The sequence below is a fragment of the Corynebacterium lujinxingii genome (assembly GCF_014490555.1).
In the GTDB taxonomy this organism is placed as follows: Bacteria; Actinomycetota; Actinomycetes; order Mycobacteriales; family Mycobacteriaceae; genus Corynebacterium; species Corynebacterium lujinxingii.
Map to the genome: position 1 here is coordinate 1,587,444 of NZ_CP061032.1, position 15,285 is coordinate 1,602,728.

The 15,285-nt window shown below is 65.8% G+C and carries 13 protein-coding genes; all 13 read right to left on the reverse strand.

Annotated features, from left to right (window positions below):
* Positions 1 to 109: 109 nt before the first annotated feature.
* Positions 110 to 3,274, reverse strand: coding sequence for an isoleucine--tRNA ligase (gene ileS, locus IAU68_RS07905; protein WP_171192766.1), 3,165 nt, complete (start codon positions 3,272 to 3,274; stop codon positions 110 to 112).
* Between the two features lie 217 nt (positions 3,275 to 3,491).
* Positions 3,492 to 4,454, reverse strand: a complete 963-nt coding sequence (locus IAU68_RS07910; protein WP_171193002.1) for a DivIVA domain-containing protein — start codon at positions 4,452 to 4,454, stop codon at positions 3,492 to 3,494.
* 121 nt (positions 4,455 to 4,575) lie between these two features.
* Positions 4,576 to 4,884 (reverse strand): YggT family protein, encoded by a 309-nt coding sequence (locus tag IAU68_RS07915; protein WP_171192767.1) that lies wholly within the window; start codon positions 4,882 to 4,884, stop codon positions 4,576 to 4,578.
* A gap of 22 nt (positions 4,885 to 4,906) precedes the next feature.
* Positions 4,907 to 5,389 carry a cell division protein SepF gene (locus IAU68_RS07920; protein WP_171192768.1) on the reverse strand — a complete coding sequence of 161 codons (483 nt, stop codon included), beginning with the start codon at positions 5,387 to 5,389 and terminating at the stop codon, positions 4,907 to 4,909.
* Positions 5,390 to 5,425: 36 nt separating this feature from the next.
* Positions 5,426 to 6,112, reverse strand: coding sequence for a YggS family pyridoxal phosphate-dependent enzyme (locus tag IAU68_RS07925; RefSeq protein WP_171192769.1), 687 nt, complete (start codon positions 6,110 to 6,112; stop codon positions 5,426 to 5,428).
* A complete protein-coding gene (gene pgeF, locus IAU68_RS07930) occupies positions 6,105 to 6,830 on the reverse strand; it encodes a peptidoglycan editing factor PgeF (protein ID WP_231698996.1) in 726 nt (241 codons plus the stop codon). The genes IAU68_RS07925 and pgeF overlap by 8 nt, the downstream gene beginning before the upstream one ends.
* Before the next feature lie 14 nt (positions 6,831 to 6,844).
* A complete protein-coding gene (gene ftsZ, locus IAU68_RS07935) occupies positions 6,845 to 8,056 on the reverse strand; it encodes a cell division protein FtsZ (protein ID WP_171192770.1) in 1,212 nt (403 codons plus the stop codon).
* Positions 8,057 to 8,188: 132 nt separating this feature from the next.
* Positions 8,189 to 8,830, reverse strand: a complete 642-nt coding sequence (locus IAU68_RS07940) for a cell division protein FtsQ/DivIB (RefSeq protein WP_171192771.1) — start codon at positions 8,828 to 8,830, stop codon at positions 8,189 to 8,191.
* Positions 8,830 to 10,251 (reverse strand): UDP-N-acetylmuramate--L-alanine ligase, encoded by a 1,422-nt coding sequence (gene murC, locus IAU68_RS07945; RefSeq protein WP_171192772.1) that lies wholly within the window; start codon positions 10,249 to 10,251, stop codon positions 8,830 to 8,832. The genes IAU68_RS07940 and murC overlap by 1 nt, the downstream gene beginning before the upstream one ends.
* A 2-nt stretch (positions 10,252 to 10,253) precedes the next feature.
* Entirely contained in the window at positions 10,254 to 11,327 is a 1,074-nt protein-coding gene (locus tag IAU68_RS07950) for a UDP-N-acetylglucosamine--N-acetylmuramyl-(pentapeptide) pyrophosphoryl-undecaprenol N-acetylglucosamine transferase (RefSeq protein WP_171192773.1), read from the reverse strand.
* A gap of 12 nt (positions 11,328 to 11,339) precedes the next feature.
* The gene (locus IAU68_RS07955) at positions 11,340 to 12,713 is read right to left on the reverse strand and encodes an FtsW/RodA/SpoVE family cell cycle protein (RefSeq protein WP_171192774.1); all 1,374 of its coding nucleotides are present in this window, start codon (positions 12,711 to 12,713) and stop codon (positions 11,340 to 11,342) included.
* Between the two features lie 43 nt (positions 12,714 to 12,756).
* Positions 12,757 to 14,178, reverse strand: coding sequence for a UDP-N-acetylmuramoyl-L-alanine--D-glutamate ligase (murD, locus tag IAU68_RS07960; RefSeq protein ID WP_171192775.1), 1,422 nt, complete (start codon positions 14,176 to 14,178; stop codon positions 12,757 to 12,759).
* Complete coding sequence (mraY, locus tag IAU68_RS07965) at positions 14,148 to 15,254, reverse strand: phospho-N-acetylmuramoyl-pentapeptide-transferase (protein ID WP_171192776.1); 1,107 nt, start codon at positions 15,252 to 15,254, stop codon at positions 14,148 to 14,150. The genes murD and mraY overlap by 31 nt, the downstream gene beginning before the upstream one ends.
* Positions 15,255 to 15,285 lie beyond the last annotated feature (31 nt).

The following is a 15,285-nucleotide window of genomic DNA, read 5'->3' on the forward strand; positions in this document are numbered from 1 at the left end:
TCGAATACTATGCCGCTGCATAGTCCAGACAACCCAAGTCGGAACCGCGCGGCCGAAGGCAAAGCTATGCCGCTGCATAGCGAACTATGCAGCGGCATAGTGCGAACGATTAGTTCTTGCGCAGGCTTGCGGTCACACCATCGATGATGTCGTGACCCTCGACCGGCTTGGTGACGACGTCGAAGGAGGTGGCCAAGGTTTCGGCGGCGATGTGCTCAGCGTGACGACGAGCCCACTCTTCCTTGTCCCCCGGCACCGCGAGCACGACTGCGATGCGGTCGGAGACCTCGAAGCCCTCGCGCTTGCGGGCGTCCTGCAGGCCACGGATCACGTCGGCGGCCCAGCCTTCAGCCTCGAGCTCCTCGGTGACTGTGGTGTCGAGGACGACGAGTCCGACGGTGCTGTCGGCGTCGACACGCGCGGTGCTCTCCGGGTTCTCGGCGACGAGGCGCTCGGTGTAGAGCTCCGGGGTGAGCACGATATCGCCGTCGACGACAACGTCGTCGCCGCGACGCTCGTAGTTGCCAGCCTTGACGTTCTGGATCGCGCGCTGGACGTCCTTGCCCAGCGTCGGACCAGCAACCTTGGCGTTGACGACGACCTCGAACGAGCCGGCTGAATCCACATCCGAGGTCAGCTCGACGTCCTTCACGTTGACTTCGTCACGGATGGTCGAGCGGAACGGCTCGAGCAGATCCGCATTCGGCAGGGCCACGGTGAGCTTCGGCAGCGGCAGGCGGTTGCGCAGCTTGTTCGCCTTGCGTACCGACGACGCCGCCGAGCACACCGCACGCGTCGCGTCCATGGCGGCCACCAGGTCGGCGTCCGCGGGCAGGTCGGCGGCCTTCGGGAAGTCCGCCAAGTGCGCGGAACGGCCGCCGGTGAGACCACGCCAGATCACCTCGGAGATGTACGGCAGCAGCGGTGCGACGGTGCGGGTGACCACCTCAAGCACGGTGTACAGGGTGTTGAATGCCTCCGGGTGCGCCTCCTGGCCCTCCCAGAAGCGGTCACGGGAGCGGCGCACGTACCAGTTGGTCAAGGTGTCCGCGAAGCGGCGGATCTCGTCGCAGGCGTCTGCAATGCGGGTGTCGTCGAGCGCCTGGCCGACGGACTCAACCAGGTCATGCGTCTTCGCCAAGATGTAGCGATCGAGCACGTTGTCGGAATCGACGGACCACTGTGCTTCCTCAGACGAGTACAACTGCAGGAACGTGTACGCGTTCCACAGCGGCAGCAGAGCCTGGCGCACGCCCTCGCGGATGCCCTGCTCGGTGACGATCAAGTTGCCACCGCGCAAAATTGGCGAGGACATGAGGAACCAGCGCATGGCGTCGGAGCCATCGCGGTCGAAGACCTCCATCACGTTCGGGTAGTTGCCCTTGGATTTCGACATCTTCTGACCGTCGGAGCCGAGCACAATGCCGTGGGCGACGACCTTCTTGTAGGCCACGCGGTCGAACAGCGCGGTGGAAAGCACGTGCTGAACGTAGAACCAGCCGCGAGACTGCCCCGAGTACTCGACGATGAAGTCAGCCGGCTGGCGGGTCTCAAACTCCTCGCGGTTTTCAAACGGGTAGTGGTACTGCGCGAACGGCATGGAGCCGGACTCGAACCAGCAGTCCAGCACGTCGGGCACGCGACGCATCATCGACTTGCCGGTTGGGTCGTCCGGGTTCGGTCGAACCAAGTCGTCGATGTGCGGGCGGTGCAGCGACTCAGGACGGCGACCGAAGTCGCGCTCGAGTTCTTCGAGGGAGCCGTAGACGTCGACACGCGGGTACTCCGGGTTGTCCGATACCCAGGCCGGCACAGGCGAGCCCCAGTAGCGGGTGCGCGAGATGTTCCAATCGCGCGCGCCCTCGAGCCACTTGCCAAACTGACCGTCGCGGATGTGCGACGGGATCCAGTCGATCTCCTGGTTGAGCTCGACCATGCGGTCGCGGATGTCGGTGACCTTCACAAACCACGCCGGCAGCGCCATGTAGATCAGCGGCTCGCCCGAGCGCCACGAGTGCGGGTAGGAGTGCACGATGGTTTGGTCGCGCACGACGCGGCCCTTGGCGCGCAGGTCGCGGATGATGTCACGGTTGGCATCGAACACCAGCTTGCCCTCGTACTCGGGCACGAGCGAGGTGAACTTGCCGTCGGCGTCGACCGGGATGACTAAGCCGATGCCGTACTCCTGACAGGTGAGCATATCGTCCTCACCGAAGGCGGGCGCCTGGTGGACGACACCGGTGCCGTCTTCGGTGGTCACGTAATCCGCATTCAGGATCATGAACGCGTTTTCCTGGTCGCGGAAGTAGTCGAATACCGGCTCGTACTCGAGGCCCTCCAGCTCCGCACCGGTAAACGTCGCAACAACCTCGTACTCGCCGAGTTCCTTGGCGTAGGCGCCGAGGAGGTTCGTCGCGAGGAGCAATTGCTTGTCGACGACCCCATCAGCCCCCGGCTTCACCAGCGAGTACTCAACATCCGGATGCACGGCGAGCGCCAGGTTGGACGGCAATGTCCACGGAGTCGTGGTCCATGCGATCGCGGCGGCGTCGTGCAGCTCGGGGTGCTCCGCCCAGGTTTTCTCTGCCGCGAAACCTGCACGAGCGCCGGTGAACGGCATCGTGACGGTAACGGTCGGATCCTGGCGGTCGCGGTAGGAGTCGTCGAGACGCGTCTCCTGGTTCGACAGCGGGGTGTGCTCGGCCCAGGAGTACGGGAGTACGCGGAAGCCCTGGTAGATCAAGCCCTTGTCGTAGAGCTCCTTGAACGCCCACATGACTGATTCCATGTACTCGGGATCCATGGTCTTGTAGCCGTTTTCAAAATCCACCCAGCGAGCCTGGCGGGTGACGTAGTCTTCCCACTCGCCCGCGTAGTGCATGACGGACTTGGCGCAGTACTCGTTGAACTTCTCCAGACCCATATCCTCGATCTGGGCCTTATCGGTGATGCCGAGCTGCTTTTCCGCCTCAAGCTCGGCTGGCAGACCGTGGCAGTCCCAACCGAACACGCGCGGAACGTAGTAGCCGGTCATCGTGCGGTAACGCGGCACGATGTCCTTCACGTAGCCGGTCAACAGGTGCCCGTAGTGCGGCAGGCCGTTGGCAAACGGCGGGCCGTCATTGAACACGTATTCTTCGGCGCCTTCGCGATGCTCGAGCGACGCCTGGAACGTGTCGTCGCTGTTCCAGTAATCGAGGACGACACGCTCCATATCAGGGAACTTGTCGCTGCCTCCGGTCATGTCGACCTTGGGGTAGACGTTGCCAACCATAAGGACTCCTCCACACACTCGATGCAGGGACGCATGTGGTGCGCGGTACCACCCTGCTTGGGGCAAAGCCCCCACTTCGTTTGTGGTGAAGGAAGTGACGTCTTCCCTGGTTAACGTCCGGGTCTAGTAAGCAAATGCCGTTCTTCCGGAAACGCTCCCCGGTGATGGCCGGATCAAAGCGGTATGCCCGGAAGCATACACTTCCGGGCGGTGACTGCTACTTCTCGTTCGGTGCAGTCGTGGAGCGCGACTCGAGTTCCTCAAGCTGGGACTCGAGCAGCGTCTTCAGGCGAGTGCGGTACTCGCGTTCGAAGGTGCGCAGCTCCGCGATGCGGTTTTCCAGCGCGGTCTGCTGCTGCTTCACCGTGTTCATGATCTCGGTGTGCTTGCGCTCGGCGTCGGCCTTGAGCTTGTTGGCCTGCTCCTCCGCCTGGCGGATCTGAGCCTCGGCGCGGGAGTTCGCCTCGTTGGTGGTCTCCTCCGCCTTCTTCTGGGCGTCGGCAACCAGCTGCTTGGCGCGGGACTCGGCCTCCTGCAGCTGGGACTGGGAACGCGACTGCGCGTCCTGCAGCTGCTTCTTCGACTTCGCCTCAGCTTCGGCGACTTCGCGCTCGGCGGCGCTGCGGGCGTCGGCAAGCATAGAGGTCGCCTCTGCCTGTGCGTCGCTGGTGAGACGGTCGGCCATCTCCTGCGCGAGACCGAGCACCTTGGCGGCCTGCAGGTGGGAATCCTGGGACGGCTCAGCCGGCTGGGAGACTGCGTTGACCGGCTTGGACACGCCCTCGGCCGGACGCTTGTCAGCCTGCGCACGAGCCTCTTCAGCCTGCTTGCGGGCCTTGGCGGCATCGTCCTTCGCGGACTTCGCCTCAGCCTCAGCCTTCTCCTTGGCTTCCTTCGCGGAACGCAGCTGCGCCTCGTAGTCGGCGCGGACCTTCTGCTCGACCTCGCGACGGATCGCAGCCTCGTCGGTAGAAGAGGAGGAAGAAGCCGCCGGTGCAGCGACGCCAGCACCCTGCTCCTCGACGCGAGCGCGGAGCTCGTCGTTTTCGTCCTGGAGCTGAGCAAGCGCGTCCTCAACGAGGTCGAGGAACTGGTCGACCTCGTCCTCGTTGTAGCCCCGCTTGCCAATCGGAGGTTTGCTGAAAGCGACATTGTGCACGTCAGCTGGCGTCAACGGCATTTGCGTTCCCTTCATCGTTGTAGCGCACCCGCGTCTGCGGGCCACGAGTGCGTCCCACGTTACGGGAACACACTCGTTTTGTATGGTGAATTGTAACTGTTTCGCCCGTGTGTCGCACAAGCTAGTTCAAGGCGGGGACGATCATCGTCGCGCGGACGATCATCTGCAGCAGCGAAAGGGCGAGGAAGAGCACGATGACGCTCACGTCTAGGCCCACTCCCCCATTCAGGCGCAGCGGCGGGATGAGCTTGCGCAGCCCGAATACTGGCGGGTCGGTGAGCTTGAACAGGGGTTCCGCCACCATGATGAACCAGTGCGGCGGGTCGAACCGCTTCGAAAACGCCTGAATCATCTCGATGATGATGCGAATAACAACGATCAGCGAGTAGATGCCGATGACGGCGTAAAGAATTGCTCCGAAAAGTGCCACGCGTTCACACCCTACAGGTTGCCTACCTCAGGCCGGCAGACCGCTTGAGCGCTTCCTTGTCCGTGTTGGCGTGCTCCGGGACGATGGCGAACAGGCGCTTGGTGGTCTCCTCGCCGCGGGACAGGTTGTGCATGCTGCCACGCAGCGCGAAGCACAGGCCTGCGGCGAAGTCGACGATGCGCTTCGCGTCGGCGGTGTCCAGGTCGGTGAGGTCCATGACTACGGCGTCGCCGTCGCGGAACGGCTCGCCGATTTCCTTGGCGTCGTTGTAGGTGCGCGGCGCGGCGTTCACGATGCGCGGAGTGGCGCGGTAGCTCGGGCGTGACGACGGCACCTCGCGGCGCTCGACACGCTCCGGGCGCTCGATGCGGCTCGGGCGCTCAGCGCGGTCGTAGGCGCTGGAGCCGGACTCCGGGTAACGGGAATCCTCGAAGTACGCGTCGTCTTCGTTGTTCTCGATCGGGCCGAGGCCGAAGAACTCTTTGGCGCTGCCGAAAAAGGACATAAGTTAGGGCTCCTTGGGGTGTATTTGCGGTGATGGTCAGCCTACGGGGCGGGGTCCGAGCAGCGCAGTTCCGACACGCACGAGATCGGAACCGCACGCGATTGCTGTCTCGAAGTCCCCGCTCATACCGGCCGACAAGATGAGGGTGCGGCCGAGGGCGTTGGAGGTGTCGTCGACAAGCGAGCGCGCGCGGATAAACACTGCTTCAGGGTCGGCGTCGAGGGGCGGCACGACCATGAAGCCGTCGAGGCGCAGGTGCTCGGATTCGCCGATCGCTTCGATGATGGCGGGCACGTCGTCGTAGGTGGCGCCGCCGCGGGCGGTGTCGCCGTCGTCGGAAAGCTGGATCAGACACGGCAAGGTGTCAGTGGTGCGGTCGCCGCGCTCGAGGGCGAGCGCCATGCCGCGGTCGAGGCCGCGCGTGAGTTTCACCGAGTCGAGCGAGTGCACTTCGGCCGCCCAGCGCGCCACGGCGTTGGCTTTCTTGGACTGGATCTGGCCGATCATGGCGATGCCACAGCGGCCGTCGAGCGCTTCGGCCTTGGCGCGGGCTTCCTGCTCGCGGTTTTCGCCGACGAGGTCGATGCCTGCGTCGGCGAGTTCGATGATGCGCTCCACGGGGTGGAACTTGGTCACGGGCAGCAGTTTCACGCTGCCTTCAGTGCGGCCGGCTTTGCGCTCGGCGTCGCGGATCTGCTGGGTAACGGTGTCGAGGTTATGCATGTGGCATCCAAATCACGCCGGCTTGGCGTCCGGTGACGCCGTCGCGGCGGTGGGAGAAGAAATCGTGATCGGTGATGGTATCGCGGGGGTCGGCGTCGATGTGGGTCACGCCAAGGCTCATCAGCTGACGCACCAGACCTGCGCGGATGTCCAGGCCCGGGGTACCCTTCGCCGTTTTCGTGCGCGAGCCGGGCAAGTGCTTGTCGACGTCTCCGGCCATGGCTTCCGGGACCTCATAGGACTCCCCCGCCGCGGCCGGACCGAGCAGCACCTGGATGCGCTCCGGCGCGGCACCGAGTGCAACCATCTGCTCCACGGTGCGGCGCACGATCCCGTTGCGCGCCCCCATGCGGCCTGCGTGGGCTGCGGCGATCACACCCGCGGTGTGGTCGGATAGCAGCACCGGGGTGCAGTCGGCGACGAGCACGCACAGGGCGAGATCTTTTTCGCGGGTCACAATCGCGTCGGTCGCCTCGATCGGCCCCTCGGCGGGCCCGTCGACGACGGTGACAGTGTTGGTGTGCAGTTGCTCCATCCACACGAAGCGTTCGGGCGGCAGGCCGAGAATGCCCGCGAGGCGTTCACGGTTGGCAGCGACGTCGGTCGCGTCGTCGCCGACGTGTGTCCCCAAGTTGAACGAGTCGTACGGGGAATGCGAAACCCCGCCCGCACGGGAGGTGAACACCATGCGGACGGGGCGGCTGGAAAGATCAGGCATGCCCGTCAGTCTAACTAGCGCATGAAGTCGGGCACGTCCACGTCGTCAAAGCCGCTGTCGAACCCGCCGCCGAAGTCGTCGTCGCGGCGCGGTCGGGAAGACTCCTCGCGGTCGGTGAACAGGCCGCGGCTCGGCTCGTAGCGGTGGCGCGCCTGGTAGGTCTCCTGCTGCTGCGGCTGCTGCGGCTGCTGCGGAGCGGTCTCCTGACGCTGTTCAACGGCCGACTGTTGCTCGGCAGCGACTGCGGTGGAGCCGTTGTTCTCGGCCGGGCGGGCGTTGGCCTTCTCGTCGAAGCCGGTGGCGATGATGGTCACTCGGACTTCGTCGCCAAGGTTGTCGTCGATGATGGTGCCGAAGATGATGTTGGCGTCCTCGTCGGCCTTCTCCTCCACGATGGAGGCGGCGTTATTAACCTCCATCAGGCCCAGGTCCGAGCCGCCGGCGACGGAGATGAGCACGCCCTTGGCGCCTTCCATCGTGGTCTCGAGCAGCGGCGAGTTGATTGCCTGCTCAGTGGCGGTCATGACGCGGTTCTCGCCGCGGGCCGAGCCGACGCCCATCAAGGCGGAGCCAGCGTCGGCCATGACGGAGCGCACGTCAGCGAAGTCGACGTTGATCATGCCCGGAATGGTGATCAGGTTCGTGATGCCCTGGACACCGTTGTAGAGCACCTCGTCGGCCGCGCGGAACGCTTCCATCATTGACAGCTCGGCATCGCCGAGCTGCAGGAGGCGGTCGTTCGGGATGACGATGACGGTGTCGCAAACTTCCTTGAGGTTCTCGATGCCCTCGAGCGCCTGGCGGGTGCGGCGCTTGCCCTCGAAGGTGAACGGGCGGGTGACAACGCCGATGGTCAGCGCGCCCATCTTCTTCGCGATGCCCGCGACGACCGGGGCGGCGCCGGTGCCGGTGCCGCCGCCCTCGCCGGCGGTCACGAACACCATGTCGGAGCCCTTGAGGGACTCCTCGATCTCCTGCTTGTGATCCTCGGCGGAGGTGCGTCCAACCTCCGGGTTCGCACCGGCGCCGAGGCCGCGGGTGGCCTCGCGTCCGATGTCGAGCTTGGTGTCGGCGTCGGTGAACAGCAGCGCCTGCGAGTCGGTGTTGATGGCGACGAACTCGACGCCCTTCAGCCCCTCCTCGATCATTCGGTTAACAGCGTTGACGCCGCCCCCGCCGACACCGACGACGCGGATCATGGCGAGGTAGTTGGCGGGAGAAGTCATAGCGTGGATCTCGCCTTTCAAAACTCGGGTGTGCAGTTGCGTCCCATCATGTTTGAAAGCGAGCCGATTTTTGTGTTCCAGCCCGGCGTGTCACAACCCTCAACCTGTACTTTAGGGTTGTGACCTGGGTTTTTAACGCGACGTCACCAACTCGGGGTTGGAAATATTGAACTCGCGGCCCTCCATCTGCAGCACGGTCTCGAGTGCGAGCGCCTTATTGGAGTTGTCCACGGGTGCTCCCCAGCGCACCACGCGGTCGTCGTCAAGCAAAAGCTTGTAGCCATACTCACCGTCCGCCTCAATCGCGCGGACCCGCGGGCGGGCGACATCGCTTATCGACGACGCCACCTGCACCGCGTCAGCAAATTCGCCGTCCGTGCGGATCTCGACCGCACCCGGCGGCGGGGGCGCGACAATGAAGTCATTGCCCTCGCGGTCGATGAGGTGCGGTTGGCCGTCAATGTCGACCCAGGCGACCGGTTCGTGCTCCGTGATCGCCACGTCGATGCCGTTGGGCCAGTCGCGCGAGACGGTGGCCGAATCAACCCACGGGTTCGACGCGATGCTGTGCGCTGCCCCGCGGGCGTCGACCTTGCCCAGCGGGGTGCCGGTGGAAATGCCGGCGAGGTCGCGCACCTCTTCTTCCGGCAGGTTAACCGCGCCCTCGACGGCGATGTCGTCCACGCTCATCAGCGGGGTGAACGGGATCGTCGCGCACAGGGCGGCAAACAACGCGACCATGGCGGAGGTCGCGGCGGCAGGCGGGCGTTGCATTAGGCGCCTGCCAGGGCGGTGAGGATTTCGTCGGCAAGCAATGTCACGCTGCCCGCGCCCATGGTGAGCACGATGTCGCCCGGCTGCGTCACCGACGCCACGGTGGCGGGTGCCGTGGAGAAGTCCGGCTCGAGGCGCACCGGGATGGTCATCTCGTCGCTGATGATGCGCGAGGTCACGCCCTCCACTGGGGTTTCGCGGGCGCCGAAGATGTCCAGCAGCACGCAGGCGTCCGCAAGCGAGAGCGCCTCGGCGAACTCAGAGGAAAACTCCTGGGTGCGCGAGTACAGGTGCGGCTGGAAGCACACCACGACGCGCGCGCCGTTGCCCTCCGCCTCGACCTTCTCGCGGGCGGCGGTAAGCACGGCGGCCACTTCCGTCGGGTGGTGCGCATAGTCGTCGTACACGCGTGTCTTGCCCACGTTGCCCTTGTACTCGAACCGGCGTCGCACGCCCGTGAACTCGCTTAAGCCCTGCGCGAGCTTCTCCGGGGCCGCGCCAACGAGCACGCCGGACAGCAGCGCAGCGGCCGAATTGAGCACCATGTGGCGGCCCGGGATGGCCAGGGTGTATTCGACTTCGCCAGTGACTTCGGGCGTGTTCAGGCATGCCTTGACGTAGGTGTGCTCGCCTTCCTGGCGCTCGTCGGTGACCACGGCCGCGGCCGGGATGCCGGGGTGGCGTTTCGCGGCCTCCGCGGTGCCGTAGCCGTAGACGGTCAGGCCGCGCTCGATCGCGCGTTCACCGCAGGCGGCGGCGTTGTCGTCGTCGAGGCAGACCACCACGTTCTTCGCCAGGTCCGCGAAGTCGTCGAAGACCCGGAAGTACTTCTCGCGCGTGCCGTAGAAGTCGAGGTGGTCAGGCTCGATGTTGGTGATGACCGCAACGTCCGGGGAGTAGCGCAACAGCGAGGCGTCTGACTCGTCGGCCTCCGCCACGAACACGTCGCCGTGGCCGTGGTGCGCGTTGGTGCCGGCGCGGTTCAACTGGCCCCCGATTGCAAAGGACGGGTCCTCCCCCGCCGCCTGCAGTGCGACGACCGCCATCGACGTCGTAGACGTTTTGCCGTGGGTGCCGGCGAGGAGCAGCTGCGTGCGGCCTTCCATGAGCTCGGCGAGGAGGTCCGAGCGGCGCAGCAGCGGGATCCCCTCACGCTTGGCGCGCACCAGCTCCGGATTGTCCTGCGGGATGGCCGCAAAACTGGTCACCACGGCGGTGGGCAACTCGCCTGCGAGTTCCAAATTCGCCTCGTCGTGGCCGAGCGCCACCTTCGCGCCCTTGGCTTTCAGCGCGCGGACCGGGCGCGAATCTTTCGCGTCGGAGCCGGTCACGGTCGCGCCGCGGTCCAGCAGGATATGCGCGACACCAGACATGCCGGAGCCGCCGATACCGATGAGGTGCACGCGTGAGAGATCGGTCATAGTCAGTCCTTTCCAGCGGCGTCCGCGATGCGGCGCGCGAGGTCCTCGGCGACGTTTCCGGCGCCGGATTGAGCGATAGCTTGGCGCATCTCGGCGCGTTTGGTCTCGCTTCCGAGCAACGGCAAAAGCTTGTCGACGAGCGCATCGGCGGTCAGCTCGGCGTCGTCGATACGCAACGCGGCCCCGGTGGCCACGAGGTGCGCGGAGTTGAGGCCCTGCTCGCCGTTGCCGTGCGGCAGCGGGATGTAGATCGCGGGCAGACCGGCGGCGGAGTTCTCGGCCACTGTCATGGCGCCGGAGCGGCACACCACGACATCGGCGACGGCGTAGGCGGCCTCCATGTCGTCGATGTAGGCCACCGCGGCGTACCCGTCGTGCTTGGCGGGCGCGTCGTTTTTGCGGCCGTAGGCGTGCAGCACCTGGTGCCCCGCCCCGGTGATGCGCTCCACCGCGCCAGCGAGGGCGTCGTTAATGCGCACCGCACCCTGGGAACCGCCCGTGACAAGCACAGTCTTCTTTTCGGGGTCGAGGCCCCACATGCGCAAGCCGCGCTCGCGCTTCGCCCCGTCCGGGTCCACGCCCACGCCGGGGCGCACTGGGATGCCGACAACATCGCCGTCCATGCCGGAGTTCGGCACAGCGTTGAGCCCCACGCCACCGAGTTTCACGCCGAGTTTGTTGGCCATACCGGCCAGGGCGTTGGTCTCCAGGACAAAAAACGGCAACTTCAACGACTTTGCTGCAAGGTACGCGGGCGCTGAGACGTAGCCGCCGGTGCCCAGCACCACCTGCGCACCGGTCGATTTCATCGTCTGCTTCGCCTGGCGCACCGCGCGGCGCAGCTTCAGCGGCACGGCGGCCAGCTTCCACGGCTTGTTGCGCGGGATCGGCACCGGGTCGATCAGCGCGAGCTCGAAGCCGCGCGCGGGCACGATCGTGGTCTCGAGGCCGCGTTCGGTGCCGAGGGCGACGACTTTAGCGTTGTAGTCGTCGCGAAGCACCTCGCCCACGGCAAGTGCGGGCTCGATATGGCCGGCGGTGCCGCCGCCGGCGACGACAACGTTGAGTTCAGACATTGATCCCTCCTGCTATCTGCGGGCGCGGCGCGGGCTGCCCGTGGCCTGGCGCACCGGCGCGGTCGGGCGGTGGTTGCGTGCGACAGCTGCGCGCGAGGTGCGCAGGGCGCGCGGCTCCTGGATGAACAAAGCGCGGTCGAAACCCGGGCGGCCGTAATTCTGCATCGCGGAGATGGCGTCCGGCTCGTGGCGGGCAATGTTCGCCAGCACACCCATCGCGCCGAGCGTGATCACCGCGGAGGTGCCGCCGGCGGACAGCATGGGCAGCTGGATGCCGGTCACCGGCAGCAAGCCGACGACGTAGCCGATGTTCACGAACGCCTGGAAGACCACCGCCGCGGTCAAGGCCGCCGCCATGAGCGTTTGGTACTGCGACTGCGCGCGTCGGGCGGTGCGGAATCCGAAGAAGCCGAGCAGGGCGAACAAGGAAATCACCAGTGCGCCGCCCCAGAGGCCGAGCTCCTCGCCGATGACGGCGAAGATGAAGTCGTTGCGGGCCTCCGGCAGATAGAACCACTTCGCGCGGGACTGACCGAGTCCAACACCGAAGACGTGGCCGTCCGCCAGGGACAGGAAGCCTTGGTGCGATTGGAACGCGGTGCCCTGGGTGTCCTCGAAATCGCCGCGCAGCGCGTCGAAGTAGGTGTGGAAGCGCGCGGAGCGGAAGCCGCCGGAGAGGAACGCGATGATCAGCGAGACGAACACGCCGGCGGCGAGGTAGCCCACGGCCTTCATGGACACGCCGGCGAAAATGAGGATGAATCCGGCCACGACGGCAAATGACAGCGCCATGCCCATGTCGCCCTGCGCCGCGATCAGCGCAATACAGATTGTGGAGACGATGAAAAACGCGAGGAAGCCGTTGTTCGCCTGCAACAGGCGACGCGGGTTCTTGTGCTCGAGCACCTTCGCGCCCCACATTGCGATGGCAACGCGGGCGACCTCGGAAGGCTGCAGGCGCAGCGGTCCGAGGACCAGCCAGGACTGGGAGCCGACCTCTTCACGCCCCGTGCCGAGCGGGGTGAGCACGGCCACGAGCAAAATGACCGAGACGAGCATGAGGCCCGCGGAAAAGTTTCGCAGCCGCTCGGGCGGGGTTTTCAGCGCAAACCAGAACGCGCCGAGGCCCAGGATGACCATGACGGTCTGGCGCGCGGCGAGCGCCCACACACTGTCGTTTGCGGCAAAGGAGATCGCCATTGACGACGACATCACCATGATCACGCCAAGCCCGGCGAGGATCAGAACGATGCTGCGGATCATCGTGTAGTCGGCCAGCGGGCGCGAATCGAGGAACTCCCCGGTCTTGCGCACCGCCGTGGCAATTTTTGATGCCGGTTCTGCTGGACGCGGGGCGCGCCGCGTCGTCCCCTGTTGCACCGCCATGCAGCTGCCCTTCTACTCGAAAAGTCTCAACGTGAAGTTGAGCTTACTTGGTGTCTGGGTCCCAGTGTCGCATTGCAGCGGCCGCGAAGGCGTCGCCACGCGCCGACATGCCGGAAAACATGTCCAAACTTGCGGCCGCCGGAGCCAACAGCACCGTGTCGCCGGGTTGGGCCTGGGTGACGGCCCAGGCTACGACAGCGTCCATCGCCGCCTCGGGGTCGGTCTCGTCGGTGACGAACACCGGCACATCCGGAACCACCTGCCCCACCGATGCCCGGATGAGTTCGCGGTCCACGCCGAGCAGCGCCACCGCGCGGAACTGCTCCGCGTGTGCTTTCACCACAGCGTCCACCGCAGCGCCCTTCAACTGTCCGCCGGCGACCCAGACGACGGTGCCGGCGCCGGTGAGCGCCGAGTCCGCCGCGTGCGGGTTGGTGGCCTTGGAGTTGTCCACCCAGTCCACCCCGCCGCCGGAGTGCACGACGGCTCCACGGTGGCCCTCCACGCGGTAACTTTCCAGCGCCCGCTGGATGTGTTCGGGTGTCGCCCCCTGCGTCAGCGCCACCGCAGAGGCGGCGAGCGCGTCGAGGACTCCCGCCGCGCCAGCCGGTTCGATGCCGTCCGCGCTTGCAACATCGACGACCTCGCCGCGCAGCTTGGCGACGATCCTATCGCCCACCACGCCAACCTCGTTGTCGGCAGGCTCGGACAGGGTGAAACCGATGATGTCATCGCGTCCGGTGCCCGCGGCGATGCGGCGCACCTCGGTGTCGTCGACACCCGCGACTGCGACAGGGGCCTGTAGCACCTTCGCCTTGGAGCGCGCGTACTCGGCAAAGGAACCGTGCCAGTCGATGTGGTCGTCGGCCAGGTTGAGCAGCACACCCGCGTCAGGCACGAGCTGAGAGGACCAGTGCAGTTGGAAGCTGGACAGTTCGGCGACGAGGACGTCGACGCGCTCGTCGGCAAGCAGCACCTCGCCCACGGCGACGCCAATGTTGCCGCACGCGATGGCGGTTCGCCCGGTGTCGCGGCTGGCTTCTTCCATCATGCGGGCGAGCATGCCCGTCGTGGTGGTTTTCCCGTTGGTGCCCGTGACGACGAGCCACGTGCGCGGCGCGCCGAACACGCCGACCTGGTCGAGGCGGTAGCACAGTTCGACGTCGCCGATCACCTCGATGCCTGCTGCAGCGGCGTCGGTGAGAAACGGGTTGTCGGGGCGCCAGCCGGGCGAAGTGACCACCAGACCGGTGTCCGCGAAACGCGCGCGTGCCTCATCACTTGTGCAAGTCTCGAGCCCCTGCGCTTCGGCATTGGCGCGACCGGTGGGGTTATCGTCGACAATCGTGCACCCTGCACCTGCGCGCGTGATCAGGAGTCCGGCGCCGATGCCGGAGACCCCGGCGCCGGCGACAAGCACGTTGTCGGGCAGCGTCACTGGCCCGCCCCATTCTGGGAGAGCCACTCACCGTAAAAGGCTGCAAGGCCGAGCATGACCGACATGGCGGAGATGATCCAGAAGCGCACCACCACTGCGGTTTCGGGCCAGCCGCCGTTTTCAAAGTGGTGGTGAAACGGCGCCATGCGGAACACGCGCTTGCCGGTGGTCTTAAAGGACGCGACCTGAATGACCACCGAGGCGGCCTCGAGGACGAACAGCGCGCCGATGATGATCATGAGCAACTCAGTGCGCGACGCCACGGACAGGCCTGCGACCAAACCGCCGAGCGCGAGCGAACCGGTATCACCCATGAAGATCTTCGCCGGGGCGGCGTTCCACCACAGGAAGCCCACGCAGGCGCCGAGGCCCGATGCAGCCAGAATCGCCAGATCTAGTGGGTCACGCACGGAGTAGCAGCCGGCGGTGGCGACGGCATCGCAGGAGTTGCGGAACTGCCAGAACGTAATTGCCGTATAGGCCGCCATGACCAGTGCAGTGGTGCCGGCGGCCAGTCCGTCGAGGCCGTCGGTGAGGTTCACCGCGTTCGACCACGCAGCGAGCAAGATATAGATGAACGCGAGGAACACCAGTGTGCCGGCCACGCCGCCACCGAGGTTTAAGTCGATGGTGTCGATGTCGCGCACGAACGACAAGAACGGCGAGCCCGGGGTGAGACCGTGCTCGTCCGGGAACCGCAAGATAAGCAGCCCGAACACGATCGCGATGAGAAACTGCGCGATAAGCTTCGCCGTTTTGTTCAGGCCCAGGTTGCGTTGCATGAACAGCTTGATGCCGTCGTCGGCAAAGCCGACCAGGCCGAGCGCGAGCGTGAGGAACAGCACGATAAGACCGGAGGCAGTAAAGGCGCTGTGGCCCGTTGCCAGCGCGGCGAGCGAGCCACCAAGGTAGCCGAGTGCGATTGCGAGCAGGATCGCGATGCCGCCCATCGTCGGGGTGCCGCGCTTGCGGGCGTGCGACTTCGGGCCGTCCTCGCGGATCTCCTGGCCCATCGCCCGGCGGTGAAAGTACCTGATGAGCAGCGGGGTCACAAAAATCGAGACCAGGAAACTAATAATCCCGGCGCAGATGACTTGAACCATGTTCGTGCTACCTCGCTGCTGTGTCGTTGCT

Coding starts and splice junctions, on each gene's coding strand:
- ileS (WP_171192766.1), bottom strand. CDS start 3,274: ATGGTTGGCAACGTCTACCCCAAGGTCGACATGACCGGAGGCAGCGAC.
- IAU68_RS07910 (WP_171193002.1), bottom strand. CDS start 4,454: ATGCCGTTGACGCCAGCTGACGTGCACAATGTCGCTTTCAGCAAACCT.
- IAU68_RS07920 (WP_171192768.1), bottom strand. CDS start 5,389: ATGTCCTTTTTCGGCAGCGCCAAAGAGTTCTTCGGCCTCGGCCCGATC.
- IAU68_RS07925 (WP_171192769.1), bottom strand. CDS start 6,112: ATGCATAACCTCGACACCGTTACCCAGCAGATCCGCGACGCCGAGCGC.
- pgeF (WP_231698996.1), bottom strand. CDS start 6,830: ATGCCTGATCTTTCCAGCCGCCCCGTCCGCATGGTGTTCACCTCCCGT.
- ftsZ (WP_171192770.1), bottom strand. CDS start 8,056: ATGACTTCTCCCGCCAACTACCTCGCCATGATCCGCGTCGTCGGTGTC.
- IAU68_RS07940 (WP_171192771.1), bottom strand. CDS start 8,830: ATGCAACGCCCGCCTGCCGCCGCGACCTCCGCCATGGTCGCGTTGTTT.
- murC (WP_171192772.1), bottom strand. CDS start 10,251: ATGACCGATCTCTCACGCGTGCACCTCATCGGTATCGGCGGCTCCGGC.
- IAU68_RS07950 (WP_171192773.1), bottom strand. CDS start 11,327: ATGTCTGAACTCAACGTTGTCGTCGCCGGCGGCGGCACCGCCGGCCAT.
- IAU68_RS07955 (WP_171192774.1), bottom strand. CDS start 12,713: ATGGCGGTGCAACAGGGGACGACGCGGCGCGCCCCGCGTCCAGCAGAA.
- mraY (WP_171192776.1), bottom strand. CDS start 15,254: ATGGTTCAAGTCATCTGCGCCGGGATTATTAGTTTCCTGGTCTCGATT.